Annotated in this window: 12 protein-coding genes; 10 read left to right on the forward strand and 2 right to left on the reverse strand. The window is 69.4% G+C overall.

Annotation, left to right across the window (positions count from 1 at the left end; genetic code table 11):
• Nucleotides 1-30 precede the first annotated feature (30 nt).
• The 3 genes from ND450_RS40045 to ND450_RS40055 all read left to right on the forward strand — a co-directional run bounded on the left by ND450_RS40045 (nt 31) and on the right by ND450_RS40055 (nt 3008).
• Nucleotides 31-1161 carry an aldolase gene (locus tag ND450_RS40045; RefSeq protein ID WP_371927545.1) on the forward strand — a complete coding sequence of 377 codons (1131 nt, stop codon included), beginning with the start codon at nt 31-33 and terminating at the stop codon, nt 1159-1161.
• Nucleotides 1162-1235: 74 nt separating this feature from the next.
• Nucleotides 1236-1703, forward strand: coding sequence for an Imm1 family immunity protein (locus ND450_RS40050; protein WP_253323265.1), 468 nt, complete (start codon nt 1236-1238; stop codon nt 1701-1703).
• 21 nt (nt 1704-1724) lie between these two features.
• The gene (locus ND450_RS40055) at nt 1725-3008 is read left to right on the forward strand and encodes an NAD(P)/FAD-dependent oxidoreductase (protein ID WP_253323266.1); all 1284 of its coding nucleotides are present in this window, start codon (nt 1725-1727) and stop codon (nt 3006-3008) included.
• Here ND450_RS40055 and pucL read toward each other — a convergent pair.
• Together pucL and uraD are read right to left on the reverse strand one after the other, a co-directional pair.
• Nucleotides 2935-3813 carry a factor-independent urate hydroxylase gene (gene pucL, locus ND450_RS40060; protein ID WP_253323267.1) on the reverse strand — a complete coding sequence of 293 codons (879 nt, stop codon included), beginning with the start codon at nt 3811-3813 and terminating at the stop codon, nt 2935-2937. The two genes, ND450_RS40055 and pucL, sit on opposite strands and share 74 nt — an antisense overlap.
• A gap of 4 nt (nt 3814-3817) precedes the next feature.
• A complete protein-coding gene (gene uraD, locus ND450_RS40065) occupies nt 3818-4300 on the reverse strand; it encodes a 2-oxo-4-hydroxy-4-carboxy-5-ureidoimidazoline decarboxylase (RefSeq protein ID WP_253323268.1) in 483 nt (160 codons plus the stop codon).
• Nucleotides 4301-4424: 124 nt separating this feature from the next.
• Between uraD and ND450_RS40070 the strand changes: the two genes are divergently transcribed.
• The 7 genes from ND450_RS40070 to ND450_RS40100 are packed head-to-tail and all read left to right on the forward strand — an operon-like array spanning nt 4425 to nt 12569.
• Complete coding sequence (locus ND450_RS40070; RefSeq protein ID WP_253323269.1) at nt 4425-5171, forward strand: hydroxypyruvate isomerase family protein; 747 nt, start codon at nt 4425-4427, stop codon at nt 5169-5171.
• Entirely contained in the window at nt 5168-6025 is an 858-nt protein-coding gene (locus ND450_RS40075; protein ID WP_253323270.1) for an NAD(P)-dependent oxidoreductase, read from the forward strand. The genes ND450_RS40070 and ND450_RS40075 overlap by 4 nt, the downstream gene beginning before the upstream one ends.
• A 3-nt stretch (nt 6026-6028) precedes the next feature.
• On the forward strand, nt 6029-7729 hold the full coding sequence (gene gcl / locus ND450_RS40080; RefSeq protein WP_253323271.1) for a glyoxylate carboligase: 1701 nt from the start codon (nt 6029-6031) through the stop codon (nt 7727-7729).
• A gap of 5 nt (nt 7730-7734) precedes the next feature.
• The gene (locus tag ND450_RS40085) at nt 7735-8742 is read left to right on the forward strand and encodes a glycerate kinase (protein WP_253323272.1); all 1008 of its coding nucleotides are present in this window, start codon (nt 7735-7737) and stop codon (nt 8740-8742) included.
• Nucleotides 8743-8747: 5 nt separating this feature from the next.
• Nucleotides 8748-10037 carry an allantoinase AllB gene (gene allB, locus ND450_RS40090; protein ID WP_253323273.1) on the forward strand — a complete coding sequence of 430 codons (1290 nt, stop codon included), beginning with the start codon at nt 8748-8750 and terminating at the stop codon, nt 10035-10037.
• Nucleotides 10034-11026 (forward strand): allantoicase, encoded by a 993-nt coding sequence (gene alc / locus ND450_RS40095; RefSeq protein ID WP_253323274.1) that lies wholly within the window; start codon nt 10034-10036, stop codon nt 11024-11026. Before allB ends, alc begins: the two co-directional genes overlap by 4 nt.
• A 46-nt stretch (nt 11027-11072) precedes the next feature.
• Nucleotides 11073-12569 (forward strand): alpha/beta hydrolase, encoded by a 1497-nt coding sequence (locus ND450_RS40100; protein WP_253323275.1) that lies wholly within the window; start codon nt 11073-11075, stop codon nt 12567-12569.
• Nucleotides 12570-12627: the final 58 nt, after the last annotated feature.

Genomic DNA, 12627 nt, shown 5'->3' on the forward strand with positions numbered 1-12627 from the left:
ACATCGCTGTCCCCTGAGGACGTCGCGCGCGTGACCGCGCGTCTGTCCGATGTGGAACGCAGCTTCCCGGTGGGCCGTCAGCCCGTGCACACGTGCTACGTGCCCGCCGGGCGCATCATCGGGTCCACGATCGGCGACTGGGGGCGCGAGGCCCTGGAGTCGATCGAGCCGGACCTGCTCCCGCCGCTGCCGGACGGTGTGCTGGAACGGGTCGAGGCGAAGCTCCGCCGGGAGCCGGTCGAGGACCTGCGGATCGACTTCGAGGACGGCTACGGCGCGCCCGAGGACGACGTCGAGGACATGGACGCCGAGTCCACGGCGATCCTGTTGTCCCGGTGGATCGCCGACGGCACGGCGCCGCCGTCGTTCGGGCTGCGGATCAAGTCGTTCGACAACGCCGAACTGCGCGAGCGCGGCCTGCGGACGTTGGACATCTTCCTGACGGCGCTGGGCGAGGTGCCGCCGGGCTTCGTGATCACGTTCCCCAAGGTGACGTCGGTCGAGCAGGTCGAGGTCTTCGGCGAGGTGCTCGACCTCTTCGGCGGGGACCTGCGGTTCGAGATCCAGGTCGAGACGACCCGGTCCGTCGTGGACTCGCAGGGCCGGCTCGCGATCCCGCGGTTCATCGAGGCGGGCCGCGGCCGCGTCACCGGGCTGCACTTCGGCACCTACGACTACACGGCGGACTGCGGGCTGTCCGCCGCGCAGCAGCACCTCGCCCACGGCGCGTGCGACTTCGCACGGCACGTGATGCAGGTGTCCGCGGCGGGCACGGGCGTGCGGCTGTCCGACGGCTCGACCAACGTCCTGCCCGTCGGCGACCAGAAGCAGCTCGGCTGGGACACGCACTACCGGCTCACCCGGCGTTCGCTGGACCACGGCTTCTACCAGGGCTGGGACCTCCACCCGGCACAGCTGGTGACGCGCTACGCCGCCGTCTACGCCTTCTACCGCGAGGGCCTGGAGGCCGACGCCGCGCGGCTCAGGTCGTACGTGCAGCACATCTCCGGCGGGGTGCTGGACGAACCGGCGACAGCTCAAGCACTCTCCGCGTTCTTTCTCCGTGCGGTGGACTGCGGTGCGCTCGATCCGGTGGAGGTGCAGGCCGCGACGGGTCTGGACGAGTCAGCACTGCGGGGGCTTGTAACCCGATCGAGCTGATCGGGGCGTCATCCGTTCGTGTGGTTCTGTCCATGGTTGTCGAATGTTCCCGGCGATGGGTGCAGGGTGCTCGCATGAGCATGCGAGCCGGCCTCTGGACCGGCCTACCCGACCTCGACTCCGCGGAGCACAAGTACCAGGTCGTGGCGTGCGAGGCGGACGTCGACACGGTGATCCGGCTGCTCGGCAGGCCCGAGTGCAACGACGGGTCGCTCGACCACTTCGGCCGCGACCTCACCTCCGAGGGCGAACCGGACCACAACGTCGTTCTCGCCGTGCGCGGCGCGTGGGGCTACATGTACTTCGTCGACAACGCCTTCATGGGCTGGCCCAAGGGGTCGCCGGAAGCGCCGTACGTCAACGAGAAGTACACGGACTTCCCGCCCGGTGTCGGTGTTCCGCTCGACCTGTACCGGCAGCTGCTGATCGAGTTCATGGTCACCGGCGAACGGCCGACGGGCGTCGGCTGGTACAGCGAGGCCGACCTGTTCCACTCGTGGCGCGACCAGCAGATGTCGTTGCGCACGAGGGAAAACCACTGACCGTCCTGGTTGAATGGCCTCATGAGGGCCGTGGTGATGGGCGGGGGAATCGCCGGCTTGCTGGCGGCGCGCGTGCTGGGCGAGTCGCACGAAGTCGTTGTGCTGGAACGGGACGAGCTCACCGACGAGGCCGAACCGCGCGCGGGTGTGCCGCAGGGCAGGCACGTGCACGGGCTGCTGGTGCGCGGCGGTGAGCTGCTGGAGGAACTCTTCCCCGGTCTCCGTGAGGAGCTCGTCGAGGCAGGCGCGGCGCTCGCCGACGCGGGCGACATGCGGATCCTCAACCCGCAGGGCTGGCTCGCCCGCACGCCCATCGGGTTGCCGCTGCTGTCGCTCAGCCGCCCGCTGCTGGAGACCCGCATCCGGCGGCGGGTGACGGCCGAGATCAGGCAGGGCGTGCACGTCACCGGGCTGTCCTTCCGCGACGGGCGGGTCGACGGCGTGCTCACGCGTGACCACGGCAAGATCGACGCCGACCTCGTGGTGGACGCGTCCGGCAGGTCGTCGAAGCTGCCCGCCTGGCTCGCGGACGCGGGGATCACCGTGCCGGAGCCCGAGGTCGTCGACTCGCGCACCGGGTACGCGACGCGGATCTACACCGCGCCGGAGGACTTCCCCGTGGTGTACGCGGAAAGCCTGTCCGCGCCGAACCTGCCGCGGGGCGTCGCCGCGATGCGCGTGGAGGGCGACCGGCTGATGGTCACCGCGCAGGGCGCCGCCGGGGACCACCCGCCGCGCGATCTCGACGGGTACCAGGAGTTCCTCGACTCGTTGCGGGTGCCGATCTCGGAGATGCTGCGGGACGCCGAACCGCTCACGCCCGTCTACCTGTTCGCCCGCACCGCCAGTCGCCGCAACGCCTTCGAGGCGATCGGGAACTGGCCGGGCGGGCTGGTGGCGGTCGGGGACGCGGTGTGCGCCTTCAACCCCGTGTACGGGCAGGGCATCACCGTCGCGGCGATGGAGGCGCTGTTGTTCCGCCGGCACGACGACTTCAGCGCCAAGGGGTGCCGGGCGTTCCAGCACAAGGTCGCAAGAACCGCGAACGGCTCGTGGGCCCTGTCCAGCAACGCCGACCGCGGTTGGGTCGAGGACAGGCCCCGCGGTGTGCTCGGCTGGTACATGAAGAAGTGGCAGGCCGGGATCGTGCACGACCCCGACCTGTTCCGGCGCTTCGTCCGGGTCGTGCACATGGTCGCCTCGCCGGCGAGCCTGTTCAACCCGGTCGTGTTCAGAAGGCTGGCAAAGTACTCCAGGCAAGCCCCGCGTCCGGGGCGTCGTCCCGCAGGATCGAGCCCTCGATGAGCCCGTACGGGCGGTCCGCGGCGTAGAAGACCTCGTTGTCGTTCTCCAGGCCGAACGCGCTCAGGTCCACCAGGAAGTGGTGCTTGTTCGGCATGGAGAGACGTACCTCGGCGACCTCGGAGCGCGCGTTCAGCACGGCCTCGCCCATCGCGTACAGCGTCTGCTGCAACGACAGGGAGTGCTTGTCCGCGAACGTCTTCAGCATGATCGAGCGGATCTCGGTGAACGACTTCGCCCAGTCGACGTCCGTGCCCGCGTACCGCCAGCGGGCCGTCACCGACGTCGCCAGGATGCGGTCGTTCGTCTCCTTCAACGTCGTGTACGGGTCCTTCGGGTAGCCGTGGAACTCCGATCCGGTCGACTTCAGCACCACGAGGTCCCGCACGCCCGACACGACCCACGCCTGCGACCCTTCGATCGTCACGGCGGTGGTGCGCTTCTCGTTCGACCCCTGCGCGAACGCGTGGTCGTGGCCGTCGATGCGGTCCCACGCGTGCTCGTCGATCAGGATGCGCGCGCCCGTGATCGGCTCCTGCGAGCCGACGAAGTGGCGGCCCAGGCGCAGCGCGAACTCCTCGATCTCCCCGACCGGCGCCTGCTTGGCGAAGGCGTAGACGGTGTTCTTCTGCGTGTCGGTCGCGAGCACCTTGGCGTTGTCGCCGGTGAGGTGCGTGTCCGCCAGGTCCCCGCGCAGCGAGGTGCTGACGGTCAGGTCTTTGATCGTGTGCACGGAACCGTTGCGCGACACCGTGACGAGGCGGTTCTCCGCCTTACCGTACTGGTTGGGGCCCAGGACGATGGCCATGAAATCAGCTCCCGATCAGCTTCTGCAGCCGCAAGGCGGCGATCTTCGCGAGTTCGTCGTTGACGACGCGGAGCTCGACGTCCGGCGGGTTGTCCATGCGCCTGGACAGGTCGTCGAGCATCTCCGCACCGCTCAGGCCGGTCGCGCACACCAGGTAGATGTGCCCGAACCGATCCTCGTACGCGGCGTTGGCGGCCGCCAGGCGATCAGCCTGGGAAGCGTCCACACCGGACTGTTCGGACCGCGACCACCTCGCCGACACCCCACCTGTCTTCTGTCGTTCGCCGATGCGCGGGTGCCCGGCGATCGCGCCGAGCACCTCCTCGTCGGAAAGTCCTTGTGCGGCAACCGAAGAAGCCGCGAGGAGAGCATCCACCGACGCGTAGGGCCTGCCTGCCGCCACGGCGTCGATCCAGCGGGGTACCGCGAGGCACTCGGTGAGCAGTGGACGGAGTTCGGCCTCGGGGGCGCTGTTGAAGCTGTCCACGGTTCTCCAAGTTTCTACATCGCGGAATTGAACTTCCACATTCTTGACCCGGGCTGCGCGGGATGTCTAGTGTCTCCGTAGTACGAAATTTTACTTCCGCAATGTGGAAGGAACGGGTCCAGAGATGTTCGACGCAAACCTGTCCATGCTCTTCACGGAACTGCCGTTGCTGGAGCGCCCGGCCGCCGCGCGGGCCGCCGGGTTCGACGCGGTCGAGATCTGGTGGCCGTTCGCGGACGCCGTACCCGAGACGCGCGAGGTCGAGGCGTTCGAGAACGCGATCGTCGACGCGCAGGTGCGCCTGGTCGGCCTGAACTTCTACGCGGGCGACATGCCCGCGGGGGACAGGGGCGTCGCGAGCTGGCCCGGCCGGGAGACGGAGTTCCGCGCGAACGTCGAGGTCACCGCGGCCATCGCGGGCCGGCTCGGCTGCCGCACGCTCAACGCGCTGCACGGCAACTTCGAGACCACCGCGCAGACCGTCGCCAACTACCGCTTCGCCGCCGACGTGGCGGCCGAGATCGGCGCGCAGGTCGTCGTCGAACCGCTGAGCGGCGCGCCGCAGTACCCGATCAAGACCGCCCACCAGGCGTTCGCGCTGATCGACGAGATCGACCGCGGCAACGTGAAGCTGCTCGCGGACCTCTACCACCTCGCCACGAACGGCGACGACCTCGACCTCCTCGCCGACCACGTCGACCGCATCGGTCACGTGCAGATCGCCGACGCTCCCGGACGTGGTGAGCCCGGCACCGGCGAGCTCGACCTCTTCGGGCACCTCGCGAAGCTCCGCGCGAACGGCTACAGCGGTTTCGTCGGCGCCGAGTACAAGCCCGTCACCCACTCCTTCGCTTGGAGGGACAACGCATGACCAGGATCGGTTTCATCGGGCTCGGCATCATGGGCAGCCCGATGGCGGCCCACCTCGTGGCCGCCGGGCACGACGTGACGGGGTTCGACCTCAGCTCCGCGTCACTGGAGAAGCTCGTCGCCGACGGCGGCAAGGCCGCGTCGTCAGCACAAGAGGCCGTGAGCGGCGCCGAGGTCGTCATCACGATGCTGCCGAACCACCCGCAGGTCGAGGCCGTGATCGACGAGGTCACCTTCGACGACGGCACGCTGCTGGTCGACATGAGCACGATCCGGCCGTCCACCTCGATCGACATCGCGAAGAAGCTGACGAACGTCCGCGTGCTCGACGCACCGGTGAGCGGCGGCCAGACCGGCGCGGTCCAGGCGTCGCTCAGCATCATGGTCGGCGGCGACGAGGCCGACTTCGCCGCTGCCCGGCCGTTCCTGGAGGTCGTCGGCAAGACGATCGTCCACGTCGGGCCGCACGGCGCCGGCCAGGTCGTGAAGGCCGCGAACCAGCTGATGGTCGGCGGCATCTACGCCCTCGTGGCCGAGTCGATCGTGCTGCTGGAAGCGAGCGGCGTCGACCCGAAGGCGGGCCTCGACGTGCTCGCGGGCGGTCTCGCGGCGAACCGGATCCTCGACCTCAAGCGCGAGTCCATGATCGCGCGCGAGTTCCAGCCGGGCTTCCGGATCGACCTGCACCACAAGGACATGGGCATCGCACTGGACGCGGCACGGGCCGCCGACGTCGCGCTGCCGGTCACCAACCAGATCGCCGCGCTGGTCGCGGCGGCACGCGCGCAGGGGTACGGGTCCCTCGACCACTCCGCGCTGCTCAAGGTCATCGAGAACTTCGCGGGAAGGGCCTGACAGATGCCGAAGATCCCAGTCATGCAGGCGGTCGTCGAGGTCCTCAAGTCCGAGGGCATCGACGTCGTGTTCGGCTGCCCCGGCGCCGCGATCCTCCCGCTGTACAAGGCGATGGAGTCCGACGGCGGCATCGAGCACCTCATCGTGCGGCACGAGGAAGGTGCCACGCACATGGCGGACGGCTGGTCGCGCACGACCGGCAACGTCGGTGTCGCGATCGGCACGTCCGGCCCGGCCGGCACGAACATGATCACCGGTCTCTACACCGCGCAGGCCGACTCCGTGCCGATCCTCTGCATCACCGGCCAGGCCGCGGTCTCCAAGCTGCACCAGGAGGCGTTCCAGGCCGTCGACATCGTCTCGATCGCCGCGCCCGTCACGAAGTGGGCGGTGCAGGTCAAGGAAGCCGCGCAGATGCCGTGGATCTTCCGCGAGGCGTTCCGGATCGCCCGCTCCGGCCGTCCCGGCCCGGTCCTGATCGACCTGCCGATCGACGTGCAGAAGCAGGAGATCGAGTGGGACTCCACGATCGACGAGCCGTTGCCGGTGCAGAAAAGCGTTCCGAGTGATGCACGGGTCGAGCGCGCGCTGGAGATGCTGCTGGCCGCCGAACGCCCCCTGCTGCTCGCCGGTGGCGGTGTCATCCTCGGCGAGGCGTCCGCCGAACTGCTGGACCTGGCCGAGCTCCTGCAGATCCCCGTCCAGGCCACGCTGATGGGCAAGGGCGCGATCGACGAAGATCACCCGCTCTACGCGGGCATGACCGGCATCCAGACCTCGCAGCGCTACGGCAACGCGTCGTTCCTCGAGTCGGACCTGGTGCTGGCGCTGGGCGCGCGGTTCGGCGACCGGCACACCGGTGACCTCGCCACCTACCGCGGCGATCGCAAGTTCATCCACGTCGACATCGAGCCGACGCAGATCGGCAAGGTCTTCGGGCCCGACCTCGGGATCGTCGCGGACACCAAGCTCTTCCTGAAGGCCCTGCTGGACAAGGCGAAGCAGCACGGACCTCGGGACAAGGGCGCGTGGGTCGAGCGGTGCCAGGAGCTCAAGCGGACGCTGTTGCGCCGCGAGGACTTCGACACCGTCCCGGTCAAGGCCCCGCGAGTGTTCAAGGAGATCAACGAGTTCTACGGCCCGGACACCTACTTCGTCACGGCCATCGGGCTCTACCAGATCTGGTCCGGCCAGCACCAGAAAGCGCACAAGCCGCGGCACTACCAGGTCTGCGGCCAGGCCGGACCGCTCGGCTGGGAGATCCCGGCGGCGATCGGCGTGAAGAAGGCGCGTCCGGACGCGGAGGTCGTCGGTGTCGTCGGCGACTACTCGTTCCAGTTCCTCGTGGAGGAACTCGCGGTCGGCGCCCAGTACGACGTGCCGTTCGTGCTGATCATGCTGAACAACGAGTACCTCGGCCTGATCCGGATGGCCGAGGACCACGGTGGCTACGACATGAAGTACGAGGTCGACATCCACTACGACACCACGGGCTCGGACAACGTGAAGATCATGGAGGCCTACGGGTGCTCCGGCGTCCAAGTCGCCGATCCGGGCGAGATCCGCACCTCCCTGGAGTGGGCCCGCAAGGAGGCCGACCGCACGCGGCGGCCCGTGCTCGTGGAGATCATGATCGAACGCGAGGGCAACACCGCGAACGGCACGTCGATCGCCGCGATGAGGGAATTCGAGCCGCTGCCGTGAGTCACGTGGTCCCCAAGGTGGTCATCGCGCCGGACAAGTTCAAGGGATCGCTCACCGCCCCGCAGGTCGCCGCCGCCGTCGCGCGCGGCCTGCGGGAGGCGGTCCCGGACGTGGACGTGCGCCTGCTCCCGGTGGCCGACGGCGGTGACGGCACCGTCGACGCCGCCGTCGCCGCCGGGTTCCTGAAGGTGGGGCGCTGGGTCGCCGGGCCGGTCGGCAAGCCGGTGCCCGCGTCGTTCGCCGTCCGCGGCACGACCGCCGTGGTCGAGGTGGCCTCGGCCGCCGGGCTGACGTTGCTGGAGCGGCCCGCCCCGCTGGACGCCACCAGTCACGGCGTCGGTGAGCTGCTCAAAGCCGCCCTGGACGTCGGCTGCACCACGATCGTGCTCGGGCTGGGCGGCAGCGCGTGCACCGACGGCGGCGCGGGCATGCTGGAGGCGCTCGGCAAGGCGTCGTTCGACGGCGTCGACCTGGTGCTCGCCTCGGACGTGGACAACCCGCTGCTCGGGCCGTTCGGTGCCGCGGCGGTCTACGGGCCGCAGAAGGGCGCCTCGCCCGAACAGGTGGAGGTCCTGGAGGCGCGGCTCGCGGACTTCGCTTCGCGGATCGGGCCGGAGCACGCGTCACGACGTGGTGCCGGTGCGGCCGGCGGGATCGGGTTCGCCGCACTGGCGGTGCTCGGCGCGCGGTTCCGGCCGGGCATCGAGGTCGTGCTGGAGCTCGCCGGGTTCGCCGAGGCCGTTCGGGACGCGTCGCTGGTCATCACCGGTGAGGGGTCGCTGGACGCGCAGACCCGCCACGGCAAGGCCCCGTACGGCGTGGTCAGGGCCTCGGGTGACGTGCCGGTGGTCGCGGTGGCGGGCCGGTGCTCGGTCGAGCCCGGTGACCTGGGGCTGAAGGCCGCCTACGCGTTGCTGGACGTCGAACCGGACGTCACGCGGTGCATGGTCCAGGCCGATTCGCTTCTCACCGTTCTAGGCGGTCGCATCGCCCGCGACTGGGTGTCACAGTGAGGGACATGGACCTGGTCTTCCGCGCCCGCAGGGTCGTGACCCCGCAGGGCGAGATCGCGTGCGACGTCGGTGTCGTCGACGGCAGGATCGTCGCCGTCGAACCGCACATCGACTCGCCGAACGTCGTGCACCTCGCGGACGACGAGGTGTTGCTGCCCGGCCTGGTCGACACGCACGTGCACGTCAACGACCCCGGCCGCAGCGAGTGGGAGGGCTTCGCGACGGCGACCCGCGCCGCGGCCGCCGGTGGCGTCACGACGATCATCGACATGCCGCTCAACAGCATCCCGCCGACGGTCGAGGTCGCCGCGCTGGAGATCAAGCGCAAGGCCGCGGCGAGGGTGTCGGTGGACGTCGGGTTCTGGGGCGGCATCATCCCCGGCAACCTCGCGGACCTGAAGCCGTTGCACGAGGCCGGCGTCTTCGGGTTCAAGTGCTTCCTGCTGCACTCGGGCGTGGACGAGTTCCCGGCCGTGACGACCTCGGAACTGGAAGCCGCGCTGCGGGAGTTGGCGACGCTCGACGCGTTGACGATCGTGCACGCCGAGGACGCGCACACGGTTCGTGACTCCGAACCGGACTACGCGGGCTTCCTGGCGTCCCGGCCGCGCGAGGCCGAGAACAAGGCGATCAGCGACGTCGTGGAGCTGACCCGCAGGACCGGCGCGCGGACGCACGTCCTGCACCTGTCGTCGTCGGACGCGCTCTCGATCCTGAGCGCCGCCAAGCGGGAGAGCCTGCCGATCACCGCCGAGACCTGCCCGCACTACCTGACCTTCACGGCGGAGGAGATCCACGACGGGCAGACGGAGTTCAAGTGCTGCCCGCCGATCCGCGAGCAGGAGAACCGCGAGGCGCTGTGGCAGGGCCTGCGCGACGGCGTGATCGACCTCGTCGTCAGCGACCACTCGCCGAGCACGGTCGAGTTGAAGGCGGGCGACTTCGCCACGGCGTGGGGCGGCATCGCGTCGCTGCAGCTCGGTCTGCCCGCGGTGTGGACGGGCGCGCGGGAACGCGGCTTCCAGCTCACCGACGTCGTCCGCTGGATGGCGACGCACCCGGCGCGCCAGGTCGGGCTGGAGACCAAGGGCGCCATCGAGGTGGGCAAGGACGCGGACCTCGTGGTGTTCGCGCCGGAGCAGACCTTCGTGGTGGACAAGAACGCGCTGCACCACCGCAACCCCGTCACGCCGTACCACGGTCGCCCGCTGCACGGCGTCGTGCGGCAGACGTGGTTGCGGGGTAAGGAAATCAGCACGACCCAAGGCAAGCTGCTCAGAAGAGGAGAAGCATGACGGAGTGGACTCGGCTGCCGGACCTCGCCTCGCGCGCGGCAGGTGGAGGTGTGGTCTGGGCGAACGACGAACTGTTCGCCGAGCGGGAGAACCTGATCAAACCCGCCGAGCCGGTCTACCAGACCTACACCTTCGGCCACAAAGGCCAGGTCTACGACGGCTGGGAGACCCGCCGCCGCCGTGCACCGGGCGTCGACCAGGCCGTGGTCAGGCTCGGCATGCCCGGCGTCGTGCGCGGGGTCGTCGTCGACACGGCGTTCTTCAAGGGCAACTACCCGCCGTTCTGCTGGGTCGAGGGCGCGCACGCCGACGGCTACCCGTCCGCCGACGAGATCACCGACTGGTTCCCGCTGGTCGAACGCACGGCGTTGAAGGGCGACGAGAAGCACTTCTTCGACGTGAAGGAAGGCCGTCGCGTCACGCACGTACGGCTGACCATCGACCCGGACGGCGGTGTGGCACGTCTGCGCGTGCACGGCGAACCGCTCGCGGACCCGCGTCTGCTCGTGGCCGGCATCGACCTCGCCGCGCTGGAGAACGGCGCCGTCGTCACCGGGTGCAGCAACATGTTCTACAGCTCGCCCAACAACCTCATCGCGCCTGGTCAAGCCACCGTCATGGGCGAGGGCTGGGAGACCGCGCGCCGCCGTGACGACGGCAACGACTGGGTGTCGCTCCGGCTCGCCGCCCCTGGGGTCGTGCGGCTGGTCGAGCTCGACACCAGCCACTTCAAGGGCAACGCGCCGGGCTGGGCGTCGGTGCGCGGCTGTGACGAGCGCGCGGATCCGGACACGTGGTTCGACCTGCTCCCGCGCACCCGGCTGCAGCCCGACACGCGGCACCGGTTCCTCGTGCCCGAGACGGAGGCGACGGCCGTCCGACTCGACATCTACCCGGACGGTGGCATGGCCCGGTTGCGGGTCATCGGCACGCTCACGAACGACGGCGTGTCACGGCTTGAGAAGGTCTGGACCACCACGACCAGCTGATGGCAGCGTTTCCTCCCTCAAGATCCGTTGTACAGGGAGGAAATCCATGCGGCTACGCGTTTTTGGCGCCGTGCTGGTGAGTTCGGCGTTGCTGGTGGGAACAGGACAAGCCGTCGCGGCTCCGGAACGGGGAGCCGGCTCGATCGCCTGGCAGCCCTGTGCCGAGGCTCCGGCGATCGAGTGCGGCTTCCTGGAGTTACCGGTCGACCACGCGAGACCGAAGGGCGAGAAGTTCCCGCTCGCGGTGTCCCGGCGCAAGGCGAGCGACCCGTCGAGACGCATCGGGGCGATGATCATCAACCCCGGCGGTCCCGGCGGGTCGGGCGTCGAGTTCTCCTTCGCCGCCGAGGGCATCTTCAGCAAGGAGATCACCGACCGGTTCGACGTCATCGGCTTCGACCCGCGCGGTGTCGCCCGGTCCGCGCCGATCAGGTGCTCGGCGGACGTGCTGGCGCGGCAGCCGTCGCTCTACCCGAGGAGCAGGGCCGAGTTCGACGCGGTGGTCGCGTACAACAGGGAGTTGCGAGCGGACTGCCGCAAGAACACCGGCGCGCTCTTCGACCACGTCTCGACGACGGACGTCGCGCACGACATCGACGCCGTCCGGCGCGCGCTGGGCGAGAAGAAGATCAACTACTTCGGTGTCTCGTACGGCACGTTCATGGGCCAGCAGTACGCGGAGCTGTACGGCCGCAACATCCGCGCGATGGTGCAGGACTCGACCGTGGACCACAGCCTCGGCACCTGGAGGTTCATCGAGACCCTCTCGCGCGGGGTGGCCGGTGTCTTCGACGAGTGGGTGAAGTGGAGCGATCGCACTCCGTCGTCGCCGTTCCACGGCAGGGACCTGCGGGCCGTCTGGCGTGGTCTGCTCGCGAAGGCCGACCGCGGTGAGCTGAAGGACGCGCAGGGCGACGTGGTCACGGCCGAGGCGCTCGGCGCGTTCGTGCAGGGCACGGGCTACCTGCCGGAGTGGCAGTGGCTCGCCGAGTACACCGCGTCGCTGGAGCAGGGCAACCCGGTGGGCGCGTTCGCCAAGACCGAGTTGGTCGAGTTCCCCGCTGTCGCCGTCTTCTGCGACGACTGGAACCTGCGCGTTCGCTCGTGGGGCGAGTACCAGGCCGTCCACGCCATGGACGTCCGCCTCTCGCCCGACACCCGCGGCAACGCGCTCGGCCACACCTTCCTCGTGGCGTGCGCCGGACTCCCGAAAGCCTCGAACCCGCAGCGGCCGCTCCACATCAAGAACGCGCCGAAGATCCTCATGACCAACTCGAGGTACGACCCGGCCACGGTCTACGAGTGGGCGGTCAACGCCCACCGGCAGACCCGTGACACCACGGTCTTCGTGACCTATGAGGGCTGGGGCCACGTCGTCTACGAACGCAGCGAGTGCACCAGGAAGATCAACGACGACTACCTGCTGTCGCTGAAGCTGCCACGCGACGGAACCCGCTGCGCCGCGGTGGAGCCAATCGTGTCGGCCAAAACGACTAACAGGCCGTGGTTGTCCGACCACGGTCTGATTCGCATCCCTACCTAGGACGGTTGTCCGCGTCACACGATCGGTGGAAGCGTTCCTCCCGCAAGTTCGGGGATCT

The sequence above is a fragment of the Lentzea sp. HUAS12 genome (genome assembly GCF_024125735.1).
Lineage (GTDB): Bacteria > Actinomycetota > Actinomycetes > Mycobacteriales > Pseudonocardiaceae > Lentzea > Lentzea albida.